The sequence below is a fragment of the Rarobacter incanus genome, from assembly GCF_006715765.1.
Lineage (GTDB): Bacteria > Actinomycetota > Actinomycetes > Actinomycetales > Cellulomonadaceae > Rarobacter > Rarobacter incanus.
This window is the reverse complement of the sequence record NZ_VFNV01000001.1, coordinates 1,758,501-1,782,649: the sequence shown is the minus strand read 5'-3', so window position 1 is coordinate 1,782,649 and position 24,149 is coordinate 1,758,501. Positions and strand designations below refer to the sequence as shown.

Sequence of the window (24,149 nt, the reverse complement as noted above, 5' to 3'; positions counted from 1 at the left end):
GCATGACGGTCCGGGGTGCAATTGTCATCGTTTTGGCCGCCGCCTCAATCGCGCTGGGCGCGCTCACGCACCTGGTCGCGCCGCTGGCGATCGGGCTCATGCTTGCCGCAGGGACCCTGGTGGCGTGGACAGTCGCGTTGTCGATGCGGCACGCAGTCGCGCACGGGGCGCTGCGGGCGGCGCACCGGGCGCAGCCGTCCCAGCCCGCATGGGGTACCACCGTGGCGATCACTGTGGCAATCGATGGCCGCTCGCTTCCGCGACCACTGCGCCTACTCACGAACGCGACCGCCCACGAAGAAGTCCACGCGCACCTTGCCGGGTATCGCGGGACCGTCAGCGTCCCCGCCCGCGCGGGAGGGTGGCAAACGACCTACCACGTCGCCCCCACCGAGTTGGGCACGTGGCCATTGGGGAATCTAAGGCTTCGGTTCGAGGATCCGCTCGGGCTCATCGCGGTCAGCGCCGACTTCGCGGACGACACGCACCTGATCGTCGTCCCGCGGATACTCGCAGGGCCGGCTCAGGGCACGCCCCCAGCGAGCCCGGCCGCGCTGCTGGCCGCCGGCCGCACACGCGGAGCGCGCGGCGCGGAAATGGACGATTCCCTGCTGCGTGAATACGCGCCGGGCGACGATGTCAGAAGGGTCCACTGGCCCAGTTCCGCCCGCCGCCGCACGCTCATGGTACGCACGGAAGAAAGCGCTCCGATTGTCCGGGCAACCGTATGCGTGGCCGGAGAGTTGCTGGGAACAACGACTCCCCCCGTGCGCCGCCGGGGCGCGGCCCCGGCGTCCGCGCAGTGGCGCGCCCGCGCGCACTGGCCCACCGATCTGGTGGCGACCCTGGACAACGCGCTGCGCGGGCACGGCCGGGAGGTGTCCACGATAGTGTGCTCCCAACCGCTTCCGCCGCAGCCGCTGGAAACGACGAACGTCGGCGCAGCCCTTGCGGATTTGCCGGACCTAACGTCTTTTGCCTGGCGCGCGCAACTGGAGCAGGCCCTCGGCTCGGTGCACGGCGACCAGGTCTTCGTGGTGATACCCGCACCCGATGCGGAACTGCTCCAGGCGCTGCGCCTGGCGGCGAACGACGCCCGCGGGGCGCGCCGCGAGGCGATCATCTGCGGCCCCGCACCCGCAGAGGCGATCGCGCAGCTGGTCGAGTGCGGCTGGGTGGTTCACCCGTCCGAAGTCGGCTCCAGCGACATCACCGCACTGGTTACAAGCGCGGTGCGATCGTGACCGGCCGCACCGCGCTCATGCTCGTCGCGCGCACGCTCGCGCTGTGGGCCGCCTTCGCGGCCGGCCTGGCGGGCCTGACCGCCGTGCTGGTACCCGGCGAGTGGCAGCGATCCACCATGATCGCGCTCGCCATAGCGGCCACCCCGGCGCTCGCCACGCGCCTGATTTTCCTGGTGCCACGCGCCGCTTCCCACCGCGTCGCAGCCGCCGTAACCCCGCTGGGCGTGCTTGCCGTCAGCGTTATCGCGCTCCCGCTGACGCTGTTCGGTGCGGCATCCGGGCCGCAGGCCCGGAACTCGTCCCCCGGTCTTGTCACGCTGCTGCGCGCAATCGCATCGCCCCTAACCGACCGGGTGACGGCGACGATCGACATCATCACCCCGGTCGGCACGCAGATCGCCGCCAGCACGCGCCCCATGGAGGTGACCGAGGCGCTGGCCGCGGCGCTTGTGGTCGGCGTCGTGCTGCTCTATCTGATCGTGGAACCTCTGGTGATCGGCGCCGGGTACAGCTGGGCGACCGCCGTCGTGCTGGCCGCGCTGTGGGCAGCGCCGCTGTCATTCATCACAAACCTCCCCCCGATCGCGTGGGTGGTCGGCGGAGCATCCCTGGTGTTCCTGCTCGCAACCGGGACGGGCGCCCCCCAAACCGGGCCGCGACGGCTCGTGGTCGCCGCCGTGGTGTCCTGCCTCCTCATGGGCGCCGGCGGCGGGGGCGCGATCGCGCTCACCAGCGGCAAGGATCCGCGGTACATCCCGGGCACCGGCAGCGGCGGCGGCGAAGGTAAATTCTCGCTCGCATCGACGGTCGATATCGGCACGAGCCTGACCGAACGCAGCGATGCGGTCGCCTACACCTACCGCGACACCAGCAAGTTGCCGCGCACGCAGACCGACGCCCAAGCGGCGGCCGCCAAAGACATCGCCAACTCGCCGATGCGCCTGTTCACGGCCAGCACATTCGATGGATTGCGGTGGACCGCGTCGTCCGCCGACACCGCGGCGCTCGGCCCCAATGTTATTGGCACGGACGAGGACCCCGCCGACCTCACCGCGCTAATCGAGCGCAGCATCACACTCGTGAACCTTGTCCCCGATGCGATCCCGCTTCCCACGGGGCCGGTTTCGCTGGTGGGACAGGCAGGCACGCAGGATGAAGGATCGGGCGCGGTTTCCCTCAGCGATCCGAATGTCACCACCTACTCGGTCATCGCCTACGTATCGGACGCAACCGCCAAATCGCTGCGGGCCGCCTCGGATTCGCGTTCGCGCGGAGCCGTCGATTCGGCCTACCTCACGGTTCCGTCGCTTCCCCACCTGGCGCAGATCAATGCCCTCGCCCAGAGCATCACCGCTGGCGCACGGACCTCATACGACAAACTCGTCGCCCTCCAAGAGTATTTTCGGTCCCCGGGGAATTTCACGTACTCAACGAAGCTGGACCCGATTCAAGACGCCGACCCCGTGTGGAGTTTCCTGGAGTCCGGCAAGGGCTACTGCGTGCAGTTCGCGACCGCGATGACGGTAATGGCTCGCGGCCTCGGGATCCCGGTCCGGTTCGCGCAGGGATTCCTGCCCGGAACCACGAACGCGCAAGGCAACATCGAGGTGACCGGGAAGCGCGCGCACGCGTGGCCCGAAGCGTACTTCGATGGGATCGGATGGGTCCGCTTTGAACCGACCCCCAGCACGCAAACCAACCAGGCACCGTCGTGGACTGTGACCGATCAATCCGCGACCCCGACGCCTAGCGCAACTCCCACGACTCCCACGCCGACCGCCTCCACTTCGCCAAGCCCTTCGGCGCCGACACCTACCTCGAGCGCATCACCGGCCGTGCCGACCGGATCGATGGGCGGCCGCGGCGGCCTGCGAGGCCTGCCCGCCCTGCTGACGGCCGTGGGAGCGGCCCTGGTGCTGGCGCTTGTCGCGTGGGGGATGTTGGCCTGGCGCAGGGCGCGGGCAGCCGCTCTGCGCCACGACATCGAAAAGCAGTGGGCAAGAGTCACCCGACGCGCGCGGCGCGCGGGCTTCACTTCGCTGCCGCACACGACCCCCCGGCAACTTGCGGCAAGCATCAGCGCCGCACACCGCGAACGCGAAACGACCGCGGGCGGGATTGAACAGGACGACTTGGATAGCGCTCTGAGCCAACTCTTGGCCGAACTGGAGTTGACCCGCTACGCCGACCAAACCTCGCGAATCCGCGAGACCAGTGGGGATCCGCATTACGATAGGCGTGCCCGCAATCTCGCGACCATACTGGCCGCACTCACCGACATCCGCGCCAATCGACGAACCACCAGACGCGAACACCGATGACGCACCTACCCCACCCAGAACCTCGCAGGCGCTCGCTCATAGAGCGTTTCGCCGCCGACCAGACGTCCGTCATGACGCTCGTCTTCGTGCTGATTGCGCTCATCTTGGTGGGCGTTGCGGTCGTGCTCGCCATTGGCGGTTTCATCTCCAGGTCCCCGGGTCTTGCGCTGACTGTCACGTCGGCCTCGCACGCGCGGGTCGATCAACTCCAGGTGGGCCACTGCCTCAAGGCGCTGCCGGTCGACGGGCAAGTTGACACGGTGGTGGCGGTCCCGTGCAACACGCCGCATAAGGCGCAGGTGGTGGGCGCCTGGGACATGGCGGGCGTCTCCAGTAGCGCGGTGCGCCCGGCCCTCAATGAACTTCAAGCGGCCGCCCAAGAGCGCTGCACCTCGAGCACGCTCTCTCCCCGCCCACGATCCGCGCAGTTCGTCCTGTGGTTGCCAACCGAAGCCGGGTGGGCGGCCGGGGACCGCCGCGCGCTGTGCTTGGCCCAAGCGGCGACGCTCACGTCATCCGTTGTTCCCGGCAACTAGCCGGCCCGGTCGCCCGCACACCCCGCCGGTCGAGTAGCCCGCACAGCGGGCATATCGAGACCGCCCAGTTCTTGATCTCGATACACGCCTACGGCGCACTCGATCAACGAAGCACACCCCGCTCGATCAACGAAGCACACCCCGCTGGTCGAGTAGCCCGCACAGCGGGCATATCGAGACCGCCCAGTTCTTGATCTCGATACACGCCTACGGCGCACTCGATCAACGAAGCACACCCCGCTCGATCAACGAAGCACACCCCGCTGGTCGAGTAGCCCGCACAGCGGGCATATCGAGACCGCCCAGTTCTTGATCTCGATACACGCCTACGGCGCACTCGATCAACGAAGCACACCCCGCTCGATCAACGAAGCACACCCCGCTGGTCGAGTAGCCCGCACAGCGGGCATATCGAGACCGCCCAGTTCTTGATCTCGATACACGCCTACGGCGCACTCGATCAACGAAGCACACCCCCTCGATCAACGAAGCACACCCCGCTGGTCGAGTAGCCCGCACAGCGGGCATATCGAGACCGCCCAGTTCTTGATCTCGATACACGCCTACGGCGCACTCGATCAACGAAGCACACCCCCCTCGATCAACGAAGCACACCCCGCTGGTCGAGTAGCCCGCACAGCGGGCATATCGAGACCGCCCAGTTCTTGATCTCGATACACGCCTACGGCGCACTCGATCAACGAAGCACACCCCCCTCGATCAACGAAGCACACCCCGCCGGTCGAGTTGCCCGCGCAGCGGGCATATCGAGACCACCCAGTTCTTGATCTCGATACACGCCTACGGCGCACTCGATCAACGAAGCACACCCCCTCGATCAACGAAGCACACCCCGCCGGTCGAGCAGCCCGCACAGCGGGCATATCGAGACCACCCAGTTCTTGATCTCGATACACGCCTACGGCGCACTCGATCAACGAAGCACACCCCCTCGATCAACGAAGCACACCCCGCTGGTCGAGTAGCCCGCGCAGCGGGCATATCGAGACCACCCAGTTCTTGATCTCGATACACGCCTACGGCGCACTCGATCAGCGCGGACACCGCACTCGATCTGCGGGGGGAGGCGCACTCGATCGGCGCGGACGCCACTCGATCTGCGGGTCGGCACGCGCCTGTGACTGATTCGAAACCGCACCGATACATTCGCCGCCTAACGTCGCATTGACAACGAGCGCAGCGGCCTGCGAGCGCACACCTAGCATCCAGGGCGCCGCGCATTTATCCGAGCGTCGCACTGACAAAAGGACGGCTCATGGCGATTTTGAGAACTATGCCGGAACGTACGTACCGGCCGTTTCGGCCCCACCGGCTGCGCGCGATAGCGATGCTGTTCGCACTCATCGGCGCAGTCTGGATGATGCTTCCCAGCGTCGCGAACGCGGATGTCACGGCATCTGAAAAATGCACCAAGGACGCCACAACCGGCTGCGTCATGGTCAACGTCTTCGGCAAAGACCGCGAACCAGTCGGTGGCGTGAAGATCACCCTGAAGGCACCCGACGGCGCGTCCGCGACGGCCACTTCGACGGACAAGGGCGCAACGTCCTTCGAGGCGACCACCGCCGACGCGTATTCGGTGTCCTTGGACCCCGCGTCACTTCCCGACGAGTTCGCCGACGCCGCCCCCGCGGACGTCACGGTGACGGTCCAGTTCGGCGCCACGGCGCGGGCCACCTTCGACCTCACCGCCCCCGCCGCGACCGCCCCGGCGGCCACCAGCGGTTCTACCCCCACCGCGGGCTCCAACACGACCAAGGCGGCCACCAGCACCGACAGCGCCGGCACCGGACTTAGCGCTGACCGTGTCTGGCAACAGCTTGCTTCCGGCCTCAGGTTCGGGCTGATGCTGGCTCTCGCCTCGCTAGGCGCCAACCTGATCTACGGGACAACCAAGCTGTCGAACTTCGCCCACGGCGAGCAGGTAACGCTCGGTGCAGTTATCGCCTACCTCTTCGTGAGTATCGGCGCCCCGCTGTGGCTGGCGGCGATCCTGTCCGTCGCCATCTCCGCCGCAACCGGATGGCTCCAAGACGTTGGGATTTGGAAGCCGCTTCGCAAACGCGGCACCCCGATCACGCAGGTCATGATCGTCACGATCGGGCTGTCCATAGCGCTCCAGTTCCTGATCCAGTTCATGGTCGGCACCGGGACATTCCAGGTTGTCAGCGGCAACCCGACCACCTGGACGGTCGGGCCGATCACCATGACGAAGATCTCGTTCATAGCAATGTTGATCTCGATCGTCGCGCTGGTTGCGGTCGCATGGTTTCTGACCCGGACCCGACTTGGGCGCGCAACGCGTGCGGTCTCGGACAATCCCGCGCTCGCGTCCGCAACGGGCATCAACACGAACGGCGTTATCCGGTTGGTGTGGACGCTCTCGGCCGGGCTGGCGGGCCTTTCGGGGCTGTTGTTCGCGCTGATGTTCGGCGCCGCCAACTGGAACATGGGCATGCAGATGCTGCTGCTGATGTTCGCAGCGATCACCCTGGGCGGCCTGGGAACCGCGAACGGCGCCCTGGTCGGATCCTTGGTCATCGGGTTCGCGGTTGAGCTTTCCAGCCTGTTCCTACCCTCCGACCTGCGGTACGCAACCGCGCTCTTCATTCTTATCCTCGCCCTGCTAGTTCGACCGCAAGGCATCCTCGGTCTGCGCGATCGAATCGGCTGAAAGGTAGGTATCGACAATGGACTGGACACGAGTCTTATCGCAGGCGGCGGGGGAGCTCATAGCTCCCACCACGGCGGCCTACGCGCTCGCGGCAATCGGGCTGAATGTTCACTTCGGCTTCACGGGTCTGCTGAACATGGGCCAGGCCGGCTTCATGCTGCTCGGCGCCTACGGGTTCGCGATCGCGACCATCCAAGGGGCGTCGTTCTGGCTCGCCCTCCTCATCGCCGCGTTGTGCGGGGCTGCATTCGCGCTCGTGCTGGGAATTCCCACGCTGAAACTGCGCGGAGACTACCTGGCGATCGTCACCATTTCGGCGGCAGAGATCATTCGCATGCTGGGCCGCTCAACAATTTTCGATGACTACACCGGCGGTTCGTCCGGCCTGACCGGGAACTCGTTCAAGGACGGCTTCCAATCGTTGTCGTTCCTGCCGGAGGGCTCGACCACTATCGGGCCGTGGACGTACGTGAATAACGGCTCCGATTCGTGGTGGTTGCGCGTGGTGTCGTGGTCCGTCGTGTTGCTTGCGGTGTTGTTCGTGTGGCTCCTGACGCGCAGCCCGTGGGGCCGCGTCCTCAAAGGCATCCGCGAAGACGAGGACGCCGTGCGGGCCCTCGGCAAGAACGTGTTCGGCTACAAGATGCAGGCCCTGGTCACCGGCGGCGTCTTCGGGGCGCTGGCGGGCGTGCTCTACGTCCTACCCCGGGCCGTCCAGCCCGACTCCATGGGCCGCACCATGACGTTCTGGGTGTGGACGGTACTGCTACTCGGCGGGGCCGCAACGGTGTTCGGCCCCGTTGCTGGATCGATGATCTTCTTCGCCCTGTACATGCTGGTCCGTTCGGGAATGCGCGCCGCGATTCCCGAAGCGGCCATGTCCTCTACACAGGTGGAGCAGTTCGGCGGGATGCTCGTCGGCATTGTCTTGATGGCGTTGGTGATCTTTAGACCGCAAGGAATTTTCGGGAATAAGAAGGAGTTGGCGTTCGATGGACACTGAGGGAGTTGAGGTCGACCGGACCCTCTCGATTGAAATTCCGGATGACGAGACCGCCCATGACCTTTCTTTCGTCAAGCCTGAGGTGGGAGTCGCCAAACCCGACTCGATCCTGACCGTGCGCGATGTCACCCGAAGCTTCGGCGGAATCAAGGCGGTGGACGTCGACTACGTCGAGTTCCAGCGCGGCGCGATAACTGCCCTGATCGGGCCCAACGGAGCCGGCAAGACCACGTTCTTCAACCTGCTGACGGGGTTCGACAAGGCTGACTCGGGGACCTGGACGTTCGAAAACACGGACATGGCCAACAAGAGCGCCGCCTGGGTGGCCAGGCACGGGATGGTCCGCACGTTCCAGCTCACCAAGGCCCTCTCGCGTCTGACGGTTCTGGACAACATGCTCCTGGCCGCCACCGATCAGCTCGGCGAACGGTTCGTCCCCTCACTCCTCAAACCGCTGTGGCGAGGTCAAGAAAAGGCGAACACCGAGCGGGCCATGGAAATCCTGTCCCGCTTCAAGCTCGACGCGAAGGCCGCGGACTTCGCGGGATCGCTGTCGGGAGGGCAGCGAAAGCTGCTCGAAATGGCGCGCGCGCTCATGACAAACCCCAAGATCATCATGCTCGACGAGCCGATGGCGGGCGTGAACCCGGCTCTCGTCCAATCGTTGCTGGGCCACATCGAGGCGCTCCGCGACGAGGGAATGACAATAATTTTCGTCGAGCACGACATGCATGCTGTCCGACACATCTCTGAGTGGGTCGTCGTTATGGCCGAAGGCCGCGTCGTGGCCGAGGGGCCAGCAGCATCGATCATGGAAAACCAGGCGGTGGTCGACGCCTATCTCGGGGCTCGCCATGACGTGGACCTGGGCGACGATTCCTTGATCGACCCCGCACAATTGGCCAAGCTCGTGGCGATCCGCCAGCAGGACCTCGCAGCGCAGGAGCAGTAGGAGACGACGATGAGTGAGCAAATCAAGGACGCCAACGAGTTGGCGCGAGCGAGCGCCGCACCTGTCGCGACAGCGCCAGAACCGCCCGCAGGACCCGCGAACCCGATCCTGGTGGCCGATTACCTGGTCGCCGGGTACCTGCCCGGGGTCAACATCCTCAATGGGTGCAACCTGACCGTGGGAGAGGGGGAACTCGTCGGAATTATTGGCCCCAACGGTGCCGGCAAATCCACGCTGCTGAAATCGCTGTTCGGCCTGGTCAATGTGCGATCCGGGACGGTCACCCTCGGCGGCGAGGACATCACGAACATGAAGGCGAACCACCTGGTGGCGCGCGGTGTGGGATTTGTGCCGCAAAACAACAACGTGTTCCCCTCGCTCACCATCGAGGAAAACATGCGCATGGGCGTTTTCCTCAAGCCCCAGCTGTTCGAAGAGCGGTGGGAATACGTGGTCGATGTTTTCCCGAAGCTGGCGGACAGGCGCAATCAGCGCGCCGGGCAATTGTCCGGCGGCGAGCGGCAGATGGTGGCGATGGGGCGCGCGCTCATGATGCGCCCTTCCGTGTTGCTCTTGGACGAGCCGTCCGCGGGGCTGTCGCCCGCCCTGCAGGACGAGGCCTTCATCCGTACCCGCATGATCAACAAGACCGGAGTTTCGATCATCATGGTCGAACAGAATGCCCGGCGATGCCTGCAAATCTGCGACCGCGGATACGTCCTTGACCAGGGCAAAGACGCACACGTCGGGCCGGGGCGCGAGCTGTTGAACGATCCGAAGGTCATCGGCTTGTATCTGGGCACCCTGGCAACCGATGTCGAAAACGAAAGCAAGTCGCGACGCCGCCTGAAGTAGGCGGCGCGGCGACCGCCTGGGGCAGATTCGGCGGTGCCGCTGGCGGGCCGCGCACTAAGGAGACAGCGTTGGTATTCATTCGCGAAGCGATCGTGGCCGATGAATCGGGAATCTGGGGTGCCCTGGAGCCCGCCATCCGCGCCGGCGAAACCTATTGCTTCCCGCGCGACGCGTCGCGCACCGAGGTTCTTGATTGGTGGTTGGATAAGGCCGGCGGCCGAGTGCTTGTCGCTGTCGATGAGGACGAAACCGTGCTCGGTACGGCCGAGTTCCACCCCAACCAGTTCGCGCAAGGTTCCATGGTGGCGAACGCCGGCTTCGCGGTTTCACCGATGTTTTCGGGGCGCGGCATTGGGCGCACTCTGGGGCTGGCGGTGCTGCGGCAGTGCCGCGCGGACGGGTATACCGGAATGCAGTTCAATGCCGTGGTTTCTACGAACCACCGTGCGCTGGCGCTGTGGCGCTCCTTGGGCTTCGTCATTGTCGCAACGATTCCGCGCGCGTTCGAGCACCCGGCGGCCGGGCTTGTCCCGCTGCACGTGATGTACCGGCCGTTGAGCTAGCCCGCACCGCACGCGGACCAAAACCCCGCACTCGACGACCCCGCGCACCCCCGCGCGCGCCGACCGCGCCCCTTTCAGTCACTCGCCCCCGCGGGAAACCCCGCGCACTCGAACCAAAACCCCGCACTCGACGAGTATGCGCACCCCCGCGCGCGCCGACCACGCCCCTTTCAGTCACTCGCCCCCGCGGGAAACCCCGCGCACTCGAACCAAAACCCCGCACTCGACGACCCCGCGCACCCCCGCGCGCGCCGACCGCGCCCCTTCCAGTCAAAACCCCTGCACAAACCACCGCACTCGAACCAAAACCCCGCACTCGACGTCCCCGCGCGCCCCCGCGCGCGCCGACCGCGCCCCTTTCAGTCAGGGCCGGCCAAGAACAGCAACCTTCGCGGGTCGAGCCGCCCGCGCACTCGAACCAAAACCCCGCACTCGACGTCCCCGCGCACCCCCGCAAGCGCCGAGCGCGCCCCTTCCAGTCAAAACCCCTGCACAAACCACCGCACTCGAACCAAAACCCCGCACTCGACGACCCCGCGCACCCCCGCAAGCGCCGACCGCGCCCCTTCCAGTCAAAACCCCTGCACAAACCACCGCACTCGAACCAAAGCCCCGCACTCGGCGTCCCCGCGCGCCCCCGCGCGCGCCGACCGCGCCCCTTTCAGCCACTCGCCCCCGCGGGAAACCCCGCGCACTCGAACTAAACGGGCGCACTCGGACCAAAGCCCAGCGCTCGGCGTCCCCGCGCACTCCCGCAAACGCCGACCGCGCCCCTTTCAGCCACTCGCCCCCGCGGGAAACCCCGCGCACTCGAACTAAACGGGTGCGCTCGAACCGAAACCCCGCGCTCGGCGAGTTCGCGCACCCCCGCAGACGCCGACCGCGCCCCTTTCAGTCACAACCCCTGCACAAACCACCGCACTCGGACCAAAACCCCGCACTCGACGAGTACATGCACCCCCACACGCGCCGAGCGCGCCCGTTTTAGTCAAAACACCGCACTCGACGGGCGGAAGCCGGGCGAAGACCGAACGAAAGCCGGGCGGCGGCGCTAGCACCGAACAACGCAAAAGCGGGGGCCGCTGCCCGAAAGCAGCGGCCCCCGCCGATCCAACCGTAGGAGACTATGGCTCCTGGTCTATCAGATCTTGCCCTCGACCGCGTGGTCGAATACGGGCTTGTTGTCCTCGTCGAACTTGTAGACGCCGATGTATGCGGAGGACGGGTCCATCTTGTCGTTCAGCGGGCCGATGCCCGAAACGCCCTTGTAGTGGATTTCCTTGCCCTCGGCCAGCGCCTTGACGCCATCCGCGAATGATGTGACCTCAACCGATCCTTCTTCGGAGCCAGATACGGCGCGCAGGTTGTCGGCGATGGTCTTGCCATCGTTCGCCTTGCCGCGCACTGCGGCCAGTGCCGCCAGCACGGTCGCGTCGTACGACTCGGGACCGTATGAGAAGTCGGTCAGCTCGGAACCTTCCTTCGCCTTGTACCACTCGGACAGCTTCGTGCGGAAGTCGTCGGACGCCTGAGCGCCGGGGATGGTACCGAGCGCACCCTTCAGGGTGCCCTTGTCGAAGTTGGAGGAGTAGTCGGCGGTGTTACCGTCGCACATGAACAGGTTCGAGGTGTCCCAACCGGCCGCAAGCAGGGCCTGCACGATCGCGACCGTCTCTTCGAATGCGATGATGACGATGGTGTCGGGCTTGGTCGCCAGCAGCTCGGTCACGTAGGACGCGAAGTTCGACTCGCCGGGAGGGAATTCCTGCCCGTCGCCTGTTCCGCCGTAGACAACCTCGCCGCCGCCAGCCTCGACGGCCTTCTGCACGTTGTCGCGCAGACCGGTTCCGTAGTCCTCGTTCTGGACCAGCATGGCAACCTTGGTGTGCCCGGCGTCAAGGACCGCGGACCCGAGGGCGGCACCCTGGACGGTGTCCGGCGGCGCCGTGCGCGAGTAGAGCGGCGAGTAGCCGGACAAGGTGGTCGAGGTGTTGGCCGGTGAAATCATCATGATTCCGGCCTCTGTGATCTGGTTGACAACGTTCAAAGACACGGACGAGGACGCCGCGCCAATGACCACGTTCGCCTTCTTGCTGATGAGCTCCGTCGCGCCCTGGGTCGAGACGTTGAGGTCCGTCGAGTCGCCTGAGTCGGCTGCCACGACGGACGCGTCCTGGCCGTTGACACCGCCGGCCGCGTTGATGTCGTCGACGGCAAGGCCGACGCCCGCGACCTCAGGCGGGCCCAGGAACGCAAGCGTTCCGGTGACGGGAAGCAACGTGCCGACAACGAGCGGGTCGCCGCTGGCGGCGGCGGACGTCTGTGTGGAGGCGGACGTCGATGAAGAGCTACCGGAAGACCCGCATCCGGCCATGATCAGTGCCGCAGCCGTGACGACCGCGATTCCGGTCGAGAGCTTTAGTTTGCTAGTACTCATTATTCCTCCGAGGCTTCGAATGAAGTTGCCCGAGGATCGGGCGGCTCAAACACCCATGCGGCGTTCGAACGAAGTATCAACAACAAGGCGAAGTGTGGACGCTGCGCCCGCGCTGGTCCCGACGGGGCCCAGCGGTCGCACTTCGTCTTGTTATCGACACCTAGCACGCTATTGGTCGCGGATTTCAGGTTCCGTTGCTCTTCGTTTCAGATCGGTGAAAGAGTCGTCTCATTTCTGTCGCCCACGTTACGCGCGCGACACAGTGGGGTTCTCGCCGGTGCGGAAGTGCCGCCAGGCCGCGGGCCGCCGCGAAGCGGATGCGCACATTCCAGACACCCCACCGCCACTGTGACAGGCGTCACATTAGCGCCTTGACCTGCATGTTTGAACAGTTCTTTGCGTCGGGCGTAACCCGAATTTACGCCGATTCGACCCAAATTCTGGTCATTCCAAGTGCGAACACCTACCGTAATGGGGTTTGCTCTGGACTTGTTCCAGACCTCGCTGCCAGCGCCTAGCGCCGCCACCGGCAACGAGTCCATAGAACCCATGGCGGCGACGGGGGACCCAACGACGCGGCACGTGCCGCGTCAGGGGTGAAGCCGAGAAATCGGCCGGGCAGACCTTGAGCCCGAACCCGACAGCTAACTTCGTAGGCGACGAGAGGTTACCTGTGACGACATCCGTCCACGGGCGCGCCCAAGCGCGCCGCAACAGCCGCGCGCCGCGCCGCCTGGCTCTCGCCGTTGCATTCGCTACGGCACTAGCAACTCCCATTGTGGCCACGACTGCCGCGCAAGCGGCGACCGCGACCCCGACCGCAACGCCCGCGGCCCCGACCGCAAAGGCCACCAAGGCGATCCCCTTCACCGTCAAGAAGTCCGCAAAGACCCAGATCAATGGCGCACGCAAGTCCGACAGGATCGTTCTCACCGTCAAGACCCGCAAAGCTGCCCGCGGCTTCACCATCGCCGTGATCGCTCGGGGCAAGACCATTGCCCGGGCCAAGGTGAAGTCAACGCGCACTCGCGTGCGCCTCCCAAAGAACCTGCGCTCGGGAAAGACCAAGCTCACCGTTCGGGTCACCCCCAACGCGCGCGGTGCGGCAAACGGCTACCGTTCCGCCAAGAAGCGCGTCACGGTGAAGGTGCTCACCGAACGCCAGGCGATCGTCGCCGCGGCCAAGAAGCACATCGGCACGCCCTACCGCTACGGCGGCACGACGCCCAAGGGCTTCGATTGCGCGGGCTTCACGAAGTACGTCTTCAGCCATTCAGTCAAGGTCTCCCTGCCGCGCACGTCGTCGGCGCAGCGCACCGCGGGTAAGAAAATCAGCCGCGCCAAGGCGAAGGCGGGCGACATCATTTGGACTCCCGGCCACGTCGCAATCTACCTGGGCGGAAACAAGATCATCGATTCGCCGCGTCCGGGCAAGTCGATTCACGTGCGCACCATGTATCAGAAGAACCCGACATTCATCCGCGTCATCTAATCCTTCGCGGATTGTGACCGGCGGCCGCCCTTGGGCCCACTTTGTGGCCCTGGGGCGGCTTTAGTCTTTGATAAACGCCCATCGTAAGGAACCGCAATGATCGACGAGGCCCCCCAGTCCCTCACGCCGCTTTCACTGGGGCGCTACGCGCGCGGCTACTTCGCATCGAGTTTCGGGCTGTATCTCGCGGTATTCACGCCATCAATGGTGGCGTTGTCCTTCAAGGTCAAGCACATCGTGCCCGCCGACCAGGCAACGTCCACGCTCTCGGCCATCCTCTCGGTGGGAGCCTTCGCCGCCCTGGTCGCCAGCCCGCTGGTGGGGCGCCTCTCGGACCGAACCATGTCGCACTACGGCCGCCGACGGCCTTGGATCCTTGGCGGCGCGATTGCGGCACTCGCCGCCCTCGCGGTATGCGGTACGACCACGTCGCCCGTAGTGCTTGCGGTGGCGTGGGGATGCACCCAATTCGCCGTCAACGCGGGCCTGGCAGCCACGAATGCGACTCTTGCCGACCAGGTTCCCGGTGCCAGCCGCGGCAAGGTGACGGGGATGGTCGGCATGACCAGCCCGCTCGCCATTCTTGGCGGGACGCTCATTGTCAACCTCATCGCCGCGGACCCGTGGCGCTTCATCGTCCCCGGCATCGTCGCGGTTGGACTCACGGGCTGGTTCGCCACTCGCCTCAACGATCGGCCGCGACGGACCGCGCCTGCGGGGACATTCAGCATCAAGGACTTTGCCGGCAGCTTCGTGTTCAACCCCCGCAAGTCGCCCGACTTCGCGTGGATGTGGGCAACGCGCTTCCTCGCAATGTTCGGGTATTACGGCATCGCCGCCTATGTCCCGTATTTTCTGGAAAACTCGCTGCACTTGGACGAATCGGGTGTCGCTCGCACGATGCTCATATCCAATATCGCGGCGGCCATCGCGATGATCATCGCAAGCCCAATAGCGGGTGCCCTGTCGGACCGGTTCGGCAAGAGGCGACCGTTCCTACTGCTCGCCGGGGTCATCATGGCGGCGGGATTGGCGGGCATGGCGGCAGCACCGAGCGTCGCCGTGGTCGTTGTCGCCCAGGGCACGCTCGGGCTGGGCGTCGGCATCTACTTCGCCGTGGATCTAGCATTGGGCAGCCAGGTGCTGCCTAATCCGGAGGAATCCGCCAAGGACCTTGGCGTCCTCAACGTCGCCGCCGTCCTGCCGCAGATCCTAGCGCCCGCCTTCGGGCCGGGAATTCTGGCGGCGGGAACCGCCATGGGGATCGGCGGATACACCCTGTGGTTCCTGCTCGGTTCCGCGGCATGCCTGCTGGTTGGACTTACGGTTTACCGGATCCGCGCCTTCAAGTAGGTGCCGCCCGCGGCGGGCGCACCTACCGCAGGAACAAGCAGAAACAAGCTAGCGCAGGAATAGCGCGCGCAGGCGCACCGTCGTGAAACGAATCCCCACCACCGACATCACCGCGAAGTATGCGACGTGCCACAGCAGCGACCAGCCGACGTTCCCCGTTGTGAGCGATCGCACCAGTTCCACCGCATGCCACAGCGGCATGGCCTGAATGAATACCTGCACCGCGGACGGGTAGACGCTCAGCGGGTAGAACGTCGCCGACAGGAGGAACATCGGCAGGAGCACGAAGTTGATCCAGTCCATCTGCTGGAACGTCTTCATGTAACTGGTGACCGCCATGCCCAACGAGGCGAACCCGAACGCAATCAGCACCGTGGCGGGCAGCGCCGCGAGCGCCCACCACGAAAGCGTCAGGCCCAGCGCGGTCATCACAACCATGAAGCCCGCAGCGTAAACAGCGCCGCGGATCAGGGCCACCCCAATCTCCCCCAGGGCAACATCTAGCGGACCGAGACGGGTCGCCAGCATCCCGTCGTACAGCTTCGACTGATTGAGCTTGAAGAACACGTTCCAGGTCGAATCGTAGATGGCGCCATTCATCGCGGATGTGGCGAGCAGGGCGGGGGCGATGTATGCGGCGTAGGGGAGAACTCGTCCGTCATCACCCGCCACCGAGCCGATCAACCCACCCAACCCGACCCCGAACGAAAGTAGGTAGAACACCGGCTCGAAGAAACCTGAGATCATCACCGCAAGGTTCGCATGCGATGCGGCTCGCCACCCGCGCCACAGGACCGCACGCGCGTTTGCGGAGTACAGCGCCCCATCGATGCCAAACCGGCGCCGATGCGTTGCCACTGCCACCTGCGTCATCGTCATCGGTTCAGCCTCCTAGCCGCGATCCGTTGCCCCGCGATCCAGCCGCCCGCGGTCAACGCGATGAGGTAGGCAACGCGGATGGCGGTGACCCAGGCCGGTTCCCCCAGCCCGTACGAGGCGGCCCGGGCCAGTTGCGCACCGTGCCAGATCGGGGAGAGCCAGCCGATCGGTTGCAGGTAGATCGGCATCGATGCAAGGTCAAAGAAGGTGCCCGAGAAGAGAGTCAGCGGCATGACCACGAATCGCATTATCATCGCGATCTGGCCGCTGTCTTGCTCCAGGGTTGCGACGTAGGCCATGACCGGAGTCGTGAACGCTAACGCTGCCAATACCGCAATCGGTATCGCCAGCCATCCCCATCCGGAGCCGTGGGCGCCGAACGCCACCGCGCACGCGTAATAGATGGCGGAGGCGAACGCCAGCCGCCCGATCACCGAGACGATCAGCCCGTTGATGATCTGCGCGGGTTGTATGGGGGCGGCGTTGGTCGCGAAGAAGGTCGGATTCCACTTGAATCCGAGCATCACCGGGTACGTCATTTCCTCGCTCGCCACCTGCACCGCCGCCGCGACGATGAGTGCGGGCGCGACGAACTGCACGTAGCGGACGCCGTCGATGGTGCCGGTCCCGCGGGAGACCAGCGATCCCAGCCCGATACCCATGGCGAAGAGGTAAAGAACCGGCGTCCCGATAGCCGTCCACACGATGGTCTGGAGGTACGCCCGCATGTTCGCGAACCGGCCGCAGGCAACGTACCAAGTGCCGTATGCGCGGGGTTTGCGGGCCCCCGCCAGGGCGCGTGCGCGCATCTGGTCCGCGGTCAATGCCTTATTGATCGACGAGGCCGCCCCTCCCCCAACGTCCGCCCTCATTCGATCAGGCTCCGCCCGGTGAGGCGCAAGAAGACGTCTTCTAGGGAACTGCGGCGCACCAGCGAGGTGATCGGCTCCAGCCCGCGCGCGGTGACCTGCCGCAGCGCGGCTTCGCCGTCCGCAGCGTATATCAGGACCCGATCGGGCAACAGTTCCTGCCTGTCCCCCACGTCCGAAAGCTGTTGCGCTGCCAGGCGGTTGCGGTCGGTACCGAAGCGCAGTTCGACGACTTCCCTGGACGAGTGGGCGCGGATCAGGTCCGCGGGGGTGCCTTCGGCCATGATCCTGCCGTGGTCGACAACGATGAGGCGATCGCAAAGCTGCTCGGCTTCATCCATGTAATGGGTGGTCAAGATGAGGGTGATGCCTTGCTCCTTGAGCTGGAATAGGCGGTCCCACAGGATGTGGCGAGCCTGGGGGTCCAAGCCGGTGGTTGGCTCGTCAAGCAGTAACATCTGCGGGTCATTGATCAGGGCCCGGGCGATCGTCAGGCGCCGCTTCATCCCGCCCGATAGGTCGTCTATCCGCGCGGTTTGGCGATCGGATAGTTGCGCGAATTGCAGCAGTTCGTCCGCGCGGCGGGCGACGAGTTTGCGGTCCAGGCCGAAGTAGCGGCCGTAGACCATAAGGTTGTCGCGCACGCGCAGTTCGGTGTCGAGGTTATCGGCCTGGGGAACCACGCCCAATTGCGAACGGATTTCGGGCCCGTATTTGTTGGGGTCCAACCCGACGATCTCCAGTTCGCCGGCCGTTCTGGAGCTCACCGCGCCGATCATGCGCATGGTCGTCGATTTACCCGCACCATTGGGGCCTAGCAGCCCGAAGCATTCGCCGGCCGGGACCACGAACGATAGGCCGTCGACCGCGCGCTTGTCGCCGTAGGTCTTGACCAGGCCCTCGGCGCGGATTACCGCGGGGCGGACGGTGCTGATTGAATTCACTCGATCAGTGTAGGAACCGCGGCGCGCTGAAGCGAATTATTTTCCGCCGCACAAAACAACGGCCCCTACGGTCACAAATCCCCAGACAGCCGGGCCATTTAGCCGCTAGAATGTCACATACGCTCGTGAATCGAAGACGATTACGACCCTCACCGCCTCAATTAGTCAAGGATGACGCCCGGATGCACCTTCGCAGCACAATCCTCCGCAAGGGCCTGCCTTTCGCCGCGGCCCTAGTCCTGGCCATCCCACTTGCATTGGTGCCACCGCTCGCCGCGCCAACCCCGAGCGCGGCGACCTCTGCCGGCCCGGCCGCATCGGCTACGACCACGCAATCGGCGGCGACGAACCGCAATCTCCAAGCATCGACCGCGGCCCGGGAATCGACCCCCGCCACTTCCCAATCGGAGGGGCTGGTCACCTGGTGGCACGCCAACGGCGAGAAGAATTCCGATACGCCCGTCGCCGACGGTGCAGTGCGCCAGTCACCGTTCTACACGGTGCAGGTCGCCACGGACGATGCGCAGGACGAGTGGTTCGATTCGTTCACGTACTTGACGATCCCGCGTTCCGGCAAGGGCAAGCCCGGGTACGGCACCGCGACGGACGGCTACCAGAACGACGGTGCCGAAAACGCGTGGGAGGATGCCGAGGCGATCGCCGCCGAACAAGGCGTAGAAGACGGTCACCAAACGATGAGCTGGACCACGTTCGAGTTTTCGCGCGACGTGTGGATAGACGTCGCGTTGGATACGGGCGCCACCGTTAGCTCGATTGATCAGGTGCAGATCAAGCCGCGCCAGCTCGGGTTCACCCGCTTCCTGGTGAACGATCACACCGTTCGCATCAAGATCCCGTATTCCCCCGACGGGTACAGATTCTCCGTCGAGTTCTCACCCGAGCTGACGCAGGTTTCCGGGCCCAACCGCGATTATATGAACGAGGCCGCCTCCACCGCCATCGATGCATCCGTGGCGGCCATGGTCGAACCGAGGAACGCGATGATGGTGTTTGCCGAACCGGATGCGCAGCAGGATTCCGGAACCGTACCAACTGACGCGGATGGCACGATCTACCGTCCTGCCCAGGGTTCCGTGACCAATTTAGATACCGTCGACGCCGACATCATCTACTTCGAACCGGGCACCTATTCGATGGGTGCCGCCTATCGTGCCCAATTGAACCCGCGCGTGCGCTGGGTCTACCTGGCGCCGGGGGCATACGTCAAAGGCGCCTTCGATTTTTCCGCGAATGCATCCATCACGAACTACAAGGTGACCGGGTTCGGGGTGCTTTCCGGGGAGCAATACGTCTACGAAGCGGATACCCGCAACGATGGCTACACGCGCCGGGACCCGGCGAAGTACGACAACTGCCATGCGGACTGCGTCAAACCGCTGCGCTTCGACTCGGCGCAGGGAGTTGCGCAGACCCTGGATTTGCAGGGCGTGACCATCGCGGAGCCCTCGTACCATTCATTTGTCGTCTATGGGGACTACGATTCCTTCACCATGCGGGTTCGCAACTATCACCAGGTCGGCGCGTGGTACTGGCAGACGGACGGCCTGGAACTGTATGCGGGATCAACGATGAAGAATTCGTTCCTGCAAGCGAACGACGATGCCCTCAAGATCTATCATTCGAACGTCACGATCGATAACACGGTGGTGTGGAAGGGGCCCAACGGGCCCGTAATCCAGTGGGGATGGGTCCCGCGGAACGTCTCGAATGTCGAGATCTCGCGCACATACGTGATACACAACCAGTTGCAGTGGGACACGATTAATACCTGTGTGCTGAATTCATCGCGCCACTGGGATTTTGACGGCCGCAACGATCGAGCTTCGACCGGTGCGACCATTCGCGATATCCGCATCGAAGACACCTACGTCGAGGGCGCCACCGGTTGCGCCTTCCGGATCTACGCACTTGCGAATACCTACAACTTCGTTGTCAAAGGCCTGCATGTGGACGGGTGGGCGGTTCCCGCCGATAGCGCAACCAACCTGGACAACCAGCTGTACGCCGACTACGACGCCGACAGCGGCGGCGCGCAGGTGGCAATCGGGCAGAATTCGATCGGGGTTAGCATCCAGGACTTCACCGTCGGCAATACCTACGTGAGCTTCGCCGCGGACAACTGGCACGACTCGAAGCTGGGGCGGGTGTCCGGGTGGTTCCCGTGGGGCACGTGGGAGATCGTCAGATCGGCTTCGGCGCCGGATCAGCCCTTCGCGTCGAGTGCGGTTGGGGGCGTGGACTTTCCCTGCGAGGAAGCCGGGGCGAACAAGGACGGATTGGAGTGCCCCGCGCCCGGCGATGGTGGCGATGGTGGCGACGGCGGCACAACCAACCCCGGCGATGGTGGCGATGGTGGCGACGGCGGCACAACCAACCCCGGCGATGGTGGCGATGGTGGCGACGGCGGCACAACCAACCCCGGCGATGGTGGCGGCACAGCCAACCCCGGCGATGGTGGCGGCACAGCCAACCCCGGCGACGGCTCTTCGCGCGTCATGGTCGCCACCTCCGCCCCACGGCTCCAGGGCACCTTTAGAGTCGGAGCGAACGTATCGGCGACCTCCGGCGCCTGGTCGCAGTCGGGCGTGACAGCGACATACCAGTGGTATGTGGGCAACGCCGCCGCCAGCGGCGCTACCGGTGCGCGCTACAAGATCCGCACGGCCGACGTCGGAAAGCAGATCTGGGTGAAGGTCACCGCGCGCAAGAGCGGGTTTGCGTTGGCGCGGGCCTCGTCGGTGAAAAAGACAGCGGCGAAGGCCAAGGTGAAGGTGGTCGTTCGCAAGAAGGCGAAGAGGACCGGCGGCAAAATACGGTTACGGGTCGCAGTCACGACCGCCGCCACCGGCAAGCCAACCGGCCGCTTGGTGGTGCGCGTGGGCCGCACGGTCGTGCGCGTGAAGGTCAGAGCAAAGCAACGCGGCAAGATCACGGTGAAGCTTCCCGGGTCCGTCACCAAGGGCATGCGGGTGCAGGCCACCTTCAAGCCGTCCGGTAAGGCAAAGCGGTATTTGCTGAAGGCGGCGAGCAAGCGCGCCCGGATTAGCTAGCTGCGCACCTGCGGTGGGTCACAGTGTCCCGTGCCCCCGGCACCGCACTTGCGGCACCATGGATCGTCATCAACGAAGCGGCACCCGATCACGACACGATCCACGTCGAGGTGCTGGCCGACAGTCCCGCGGCCGAGCTCTTCGTGCGACCTCGCGTCCAGGCGGGTTTCGTTGGGGGTTGGACCACTAGATGGACCGAACAAAGACCGATGCCGCCCACACAAGGGGGTGCCATCGGCGGTACTGGTCAGATCTAGGCTATGGCGCGACGAGCCACGCCGGGGACTGTGAGCTGCACCCGGCACCATCAACATCCGTGGCCATCTCCCCACCACCGACTGAGATATCACCGACGGTCAAAGTCCTATCACCAATTTTGACCGTATTTGCACCGACTTCGGCATTTGGTGGCAGGACGAGGAGGTAGCTGATCCTGTGCTCAGACACGAGCCGGGGGTAGTAACCACTTTCGCTTGCTTCAATGCTCAACTTGCCGTCGAGTGAAGCGAACGGATAATCCTCTGCGAGTGAACCAGTATGCGGGAATCCTGCGCTGGCATTCGATCCCTCCGGTTCGGTCCCACATCCAGCGACCGTGACCAGCAGCCTGCCGAGTGCAACCGAACTGAGTGCAATCTCGTGGGACTTCATTTTTTCTCCTAATCGAGCTCTTCCCGGTTGAGGGTGCAGGGGTGGGTGTTGGCGCTGTGGCCTGTCGGTGAATCGGTAGGTGTCGAGGTCGTCGGGGTGGACGGCTTTGCCGGGTTCAAGACCGCCGCAGCTGAGGAACTGCCCACCGCGGTCACGGTCATGAATCCGTTCCATGTGGTGCGCTTGGCCCCGGAGGGACTCGATGAGTGCCGCCGACGGGTCCAACAGCAGACCCTGTTCACCGGCGACACCGCTGTCGCCGTAGACGACGAACGAGTGATACGACGGGTTCGCAACCGTCACGCCATCGAGCTCCAGGAACTGCTGGGTTCCCCCGGCGGAGGCGAACCGCAGCTCCTTGACGTAGGCGCCGGGGCCAAGTAGACCCAGCTGACCCTTTTATTGAGGAGCGCGCGATGCTTGGCACCCATGTCATACGTTCCCGAGCCAAAGTCGAGGACATCGGCGTCGCCGATGGAGTCGAGGTCTTCAATGTTTCCCGGGGTGACATACTTGATGGAGCCGGAGTTGGCGCCGGGCACAAGCCTGTTGTACTCGCCTTCGTCGCTGTCGCGCGTGATGAGTGGCTCCGCGAAGATCATCATGAGTCTTGTGGTTCGGCACTCTCTGCGACGCCGTCGGCCTGCAAGTCCTGGTCACTGAGCCACAGTGATTTCTGCGTGACGCCGTATACCTCCGGTGAGAATTCGACGGAGAATCGGTAGCCCGTTTCCGCGAACGGAACCTTGATTCGAATCGTTGTGTCGTTGACCAGGGTTTTGTCGAAAGCGTTCTTCACGCCGTTTTCGTGCCACCAGGTCTTCAACGTGTCTGAATCCGCCGTGCGGACATCTGCAACACTCTGAGTGGCGATCGCGGTCGTGCCCTGCGCCGTGACTGCGGTTAGGGTGGCGATGCTGCGGTATCCACCGATGAGGCAGCGGCGGCGCTTGCCACCGGCGCGGGCCCGCCGACTCCTGCAACTATCACGAGCGACAAAGTCGCCAAGACGGCCAGGGCATTGCGGATGGTCGGGCGCGACAACACACGAAACCCTCTCACTCCCAGCTTTTCGTCTCCTACGGTCATAAACGGATCGAACAGACACGACCTTGTGACCGTTCGCAGACAAAGTTCGGTTTCTCTACCTAAGAATATATGCGGGATGTGAGTTAAAGGCCAGACCCCGGCGAGCCCGCGATCCGCGTTACCCGGCCGGGCATCGGCAAGCCCGCAATTGTCCTTACGCGGCCGCCGCGGGTGGCGCAGAAAGCTAGTCGGCGGCCGCCGCGAGCGCACGCTCCACACGTTCCACCTTGCCCTGGATTTCGCCCACGTGACCGGGGCGAATGTCGGCCTTCAAAACAAGCGATACCCGCGGACCATAGGCGCCGACCGCCGCAGTCGCTCGCTTGACAACGTCCATCACTTCGTCCCATTCGCCCTCTATCTCGGTGAACATCGAGGACGTGCGATTCGCAAGGCCCGATTCCCGCACGACGCGCACGGCCGCGGCCACCGCTTCGGCGACGGAATCCCCCGCGCCCATGGGCGCGACTGAAAATGCCACAATCATGCGCCCATTGTTTCACTACCCCAGATCTGCCGGGCCCCACACACCCGGCCACTCCCCCCAGCCCCACACGCTTGGCATCTCACCTGGCCATATCGGGACGTGGATCCCCCACTGCCGCGCGATGTCAGAGCATGCGGTTAGCGTCGGGCTATGAGTTACCCACCCATCGTCACAGCTTCATTTTTGGCGTGCGCCTTTACGGCAAGGTGCGCCGGGAAGGGATGGCCTCGTCGATAAATGATCATGAATCTGAACGGCCCGCGATCAGTCCGCGCACCACCCAGCCCCCGGCGACCGCCGCGAACATGGCCCCCAGGCCAAGTGCCCGCATGGCGAGCGACACCCCTGCGTTGTCTGCACCCGCGACGCTCGAAGCAACGAAGAGCGCGATGGCGGCGGCAACCATCCGCACCGGCCGCTTGGAGCGGTCGGAGTTCCACGCTCGCACTTCGAAGCCAAGCCATGCCGCGGCGACCAAACTTGCAACGAATGCGATTGCGTACATGGTTCCGTTCGTCCCCGCCTGGTTCCTATCGAGCCGCCCGAGGAATTCCCGGTGCCCTCATCGATGAAGCCCTCGTACCCTAGCGCCGTTGCTCGAGCAATCCCAATCGGTTGCGGGATGCACCGGGTTCGCGAGGTTCCCGTTCGCCCTGGCGCTCACGCGCGAAAGGGCCAGGCAGCTCGCTCACGCCCGGAAGGGCTGCC

General features: G+C 64.9%; 20 protein-coding genes, 1 pseudogene and 1 riboswitch. Of the genes and pseudogenes, 12 read left to right on the top strand and 9 right to left on the bottom strand.

The genetic code is table 11. The annotated features are described in order from the left end of the window. Positions 1 to 2 precede the first annotated feature (2 nt). From FB389_RS07375 to FB389_RS07340, 8 genes are all read left to right on the top strand, one after another. The gene (locus tag FB389_RS07375; protein WP_170207926.1) at positions 3 to 1,244 is read left to right on the top strand and encodes a DUF58 domain-containing protein; all 1,242 of its coding nucleotides are present in this window, start codon (positions 3 to 5) and stop codon (positions 1,242 to 1,244) included. Continuing rightward, a complete protein-coding gene (locus FB389_RS07370; RefSeq protein WP_170207925.1) occupies positions 1,241 to 3,565 on the top strand; it encodes a transglutaminase-like domain-containing protein in 2,325 nt (774 codons plus the stop codon). Before FB389_RS07375 ends, FB389_RS07370 begins: the two co-directional genes overlap by 4 nt. Further along, entirely contained in the window at positions 3,562 to 4,101 is a 540-nt protein-coding gene (locus FB389_RS07365; protein ID WP_142112355.1) for a septum formation family protein, read from the top strand. Before FB389_RS07370 ends, FB389_RS07365 begins: the two co-directional genes overlap by 4 nt. 1,276 nt (positions 4,102 to 5,377) lie before the next feature. Then, complete coding sequence (locus tag FB389_RS07360; RefSeq protein WP_246043578.1) at positions 5,378 to 6,796, top strand: branched-chain amino acid ABC transporter permease; 1,419 nt, start codon at positions 5,378 to 5,380, stop codon at positions 6,794 to 6,796. A 16-nt stretch (positions 6,797 to 6,812) separates the two neighbouring features. Further along, entirely contained in the window at positions 6,813 to 7,799 is a 987-nt protein-coding gene (locus tag FB389_RS07355; RefSeq protein WP_142112353.1) for a branched-chain amino acid ABC transporter permease, read from the top strand. Further along, positions 7,789 to 8,751, top strand: a complete 963-nt coding sequence (locus FB389_RS07350; protein WP_142112351.1) for an ABC transporter ATP-binding protein — start codon at positions 7,789 to 7,791, stop codon at positions 8,749 to 8,751. Before FB389_RS07355 ends, FB389_RS07350 begins: the two co-directional genes overlap by 11 nt. A gap of 9 nt (positions 8,752 to 8,760) precedes the next feature. After that, positions 8,761 to 9,606: an ABC transporter ATP-binding protein gene (locus tag FB389_RS07345; protein ID WP_142112349.1), complete on the top strand. Its 846-nt coding sequence runs from the start codon at positions 8,761 to 8,763 to the stop codon at positions 9,604 to 9,606. A 68-nt stretch (positions 9,607 to 9,674) separates the two neighbouring features. Next, a complete protein-coding gene (locus FB389_RS07340; protein WP_142112347.1) occupies positions 9,675 to 10,169 on the top strand; it encodes a GNAT family N-acetyltransferase in 495 nt (164 codons plus the stop codon). 1,141 nt (positions 10,170 to 11,310) lie between these two features. Here the strand turns inward: FB389_RS07340 and FB389_RS07335 are convergent. Beyond that, positions 11,311 to 12,606: an ABC transporter substrate-binding protein gene (locus FB389_RS07335; RefSeq protein WP_142112345.1), complete on the bottom strand. Its 1,296-nt coding sequence runs from the start codon at positions 12,604 to 12,606 to the stop codon at positions 11,311 to 11,313. A 534-nt stretch (positions 12,607 to 13,140) separates the two neighbouring features. Continuing rightward, a riboswitch (cyclic di-AMP (ydaO/yuaA leader) is annotated at positions 13,141 to 13,277 on the top strand. A gap of 2 nt (positions 13,278 to 13,279) precedes the next feature. On the opposite strand from FB389_RS07335, the gene FB389_RS07330 reads away from it, so the two are divergent. After that, positions 13,280 to 14,098 carry a C40 family peptidase gene (locus FB389_RS07330; RefSeq protein WP_246043577.1) on the top strand — a complete coding sequence of 273 codons (819 nt, stop codon included), beginning with the start codon at positions 13,280 to 13,282 and terminating at the stop codon, positions 14,096 to 14,098. A 96-nt stretch (positions 14,099 to 14,194) separates the two neighbouring features. Then, a complete protein-coding gene (locus FB389_RS07325; RefSeq protein WP_142112344.1) occupies positions 14,195 to 15,451 on the top strand; it encodes an MFS transporter in 1,257 nt (418 codons plus the stop codon). Positions 15,452 to 15,499: 48 nt separating this feature from the next. On the opposite strand, the gene FB389_RS07320 is transcribed toward FB389_RS07325, so the two are convergent. From FB389_RS07320 to FB389_RS07310, 3 genes are read right to left on the bottom strand one after another with little or no spacing between them, the layout of a single operon-like run. Beyond that, on the bottom strand, positions 15,500 to 16,324 hold the full coding sequence (locus FB389_RS07320; protein WP_142113661.1) for an ABC transporter permease: 825 nt from the start codon (positions 16,322 to 16,324) through the stop codon (positions 15,500 to 15,502). 2 nt (positions 16,325 to 16,326) lie between these two features. After that, positions 16,327 to 17,202: an ABC transporter permease gene (locus FB389_RS07315; RefSeq protein WP_142112342.1), complete on the bottom strand. Its 876-nt coding sequence runs from the start codon at positions 17,200 to 17,202 to the stop codon at positions 16,327 to 16,329. Further along, the gene (locus tag FB389_RS07310) at positions 17,199 to 18,143 is read right to left on the bottom strand and encodes an ABC transporter ATP-binding protein (RefSeq protein WP_170207924.1); all 945 of its coding nucleotides are present in this window, start codon (positions 18,141 to 18,143) and stop codon (positions 17,199 to 17,201) included. The genes FB389_RS07315 and FB389_RS07310 overlap by 4 nt, the downstream gene beginning before the upstream one ends. Positions 18,144 to 18,325: 182 nt before the next feature. Between FB389_RS07310 and FB389_RS07305 the strand changes: the two genes are divergently transcribed. Next, on the top strand, positions 18,326 to 21,214 hold the full coding sequence (locus tag FB389_RS07305; RefSeq protein WP_170207923.1) for a family 49 glycosyl hydrolase: 2,889 nt from the start codon (positions 18,326 to 18,328) through the stop codon (positions 21,212 to 21,214). Between the two features lie 258 nt (positions 21,215 to 21,472). Here the strand turns inward: FB389_RS07305 and FB389_RS07300 are convergent, their stop codons facing one another. After that, entirely contained in the window at positions 21,473 to 21,865 is a 393-nt protein-coding gene (locus FB389_RS07300; protein ID WP_142112338.1) for a hypothetical protein, read from the bottom strand. Positions 21,866 to 21,946: 81 nt separating this feature from the next. Here FB389_RS07300 and FB389_RS07295 point away from each other — a divergent pair. Next, positions 21,947 to 22,096, top strand: a pseudogene (locus FB389_RS07295) (transposase); the annotation flags it as partial. A gap of 370 nt (positions 22,097 to 22,466) precedes the next feature. On the opposite strand, the gene FB389_RS10505 reads toward FB389_RS07295, so the two are convergent. From FB389_RS10505 to FB389_RS07270, 4 genes are all read right to left on the bottom strand, one after another. Continuing rightward, the gene (locus FB389_RS10505; RefSeq protein WP_170207922.1) at positions 22,467 to 22,664 is read right to left on the bottom strand and encodes a hypothetical protein; all 198 of its coding nucleotides are present in this window, start codon (positions 22,662 to 22,664) and stop codon (positions 22,467 to 22,469) included. Positions 22,665 to 22,768: 104 nt separating this feature from the next. Continuing rightward, positions 22,769 to 22,954, bottom strand: coding sequence for a hypothetical protein (locus FB389_RS10500; RefSeq protein ID WP_170207921.1), 186 nt, complete (start codon positions 22,952 to 22,954; stop codon positions 22,769 to 22,771). Positions 22,955 to 23,138: 184 nt separating this feature from the next. After that, positions 23,139 to 23,441, bottom strand: a complete 303-nt coding sequence (locus FB389_RS07275; protein WP_142112332.1) for an MTH1187 family thiamine-binding protein — start codon at positions 23,439 to 23,441, stop codon at positions 23,139 to 23,141. Positions 23,442 to 23,682: 241 nt separating this feature from the next. Then, complete coding sequence (locus FB389_RS07270) at positions 23,683 to 23,946, bottom strand: hypothetical protein (protein ID WP_142112330.1); 264 nt, start codon at positions 23,944 to 23,946, stop codon at positions 23,683 to 23,685. Positions 23,947 to 24,149: the final 203 nt, after the last annotated feature.

Coding starts and splice junctions, on each gene's coding strand:
- FB389_RS07375 (WP_170207926.1), top strand. CDS start 3: ATGACGGTCCGGGGTGCAATTGTCATCGTTTTGGCCGCCGCCTCAATC.
- FB389_RS07345 (WP_142112349.1), top strand. CDS start 8,761: ATGAGTGAGCAAATCAAGGACGCCAACGAGTTGGCGCGAGCGAGCGCC.
- FB389_RS07275 (WP_142112332.1), bottom strand. CDS start 23,441: ATGATTGTGGCATTTTCAGTCGCGCCCATGGGCGCGGGGGATTCCGTC.
- FB389_RS07355 (WP_142112353.1), top strand. CDS start 6,813: ATGGACTGGACACGAGTCTTATCGCAGGCGGCGGGGGAGCTCATAGCT.
- FB389_RS07270 (WP_142112330.1), bottom strand. CDS start 23,946: ATGTACGCAATCGCATTCGTTGCAAGTTTGGTCGCCGCGGCATGGCTT.
- FB389_RS07305 (WP_170207923.1), top strand. CDS start 18,326: ATGCACCTTCGCAGCACAATCCTCCGCAAGGGCCTGCCTTTCGCCGCG.
- FB389_RS07315 (WP_142112342.1), bottom strand. CDS start 17,202: ATGAGGGCGGACGTTGGGGGAGGGGCGGCCTCGTCGATCAATAAGGCA.
- FB389_RS10500 (WP_170207921.1), bottom strand. CDS start 22,954: ATGACCGTAGGAGACGAAAAGCTGGGAGTGAGAGGGTTTCGTGTGTTG.
- FB389_RS07365 (WP_142112355.1), top strand. CDS start 3,562: ATGACGCACCTACCCCACCCAGAACCTCGCAGGCGCTCGCTCATAGAG.
- FB389_RS07300 (WP_142112338.1), bottom strand. CDS start 21,865: ATGAAGTCCCACGAGATTGCACTCAGTTCGGTTGCACTCGGCAGGCTG.
- FB389_RS07320 (WP_142113661.1), bottom strand. CDS start 16,324: ATGACGCAGGTGGCAGTGGCAACGCATCGGCGCCGGTTTGGCATCGAT.
- FB389_RS07325 (WP_142112344.1), top strand. CDS start 14,195: ATGATCGACGAGGCCCCCCAGTCCCTCACGCCGCTTTCACTGGGGCGC.
- FB389_RS07360 (WP_246043578.1), top strand. CDS start 5,378: ATGGCGATTTTGAGAACTATGCCGGAACGTACGTACCGGCCGTTTCGG.
- FB389_RS07335 (WP_142112345.1), bottom strand. CDS start 12,606: ATGAGTACTAGCAAACTAAAGCTCTCGACCGGAATCGCGGTCGTCACG.
- FB389_RS07350 (WP_142112351.1), top strand. CDS start 7,789: ATGGACACTGAGGGAGTTGAGGTCGACCGGACCCTCTCGATTGAAATT.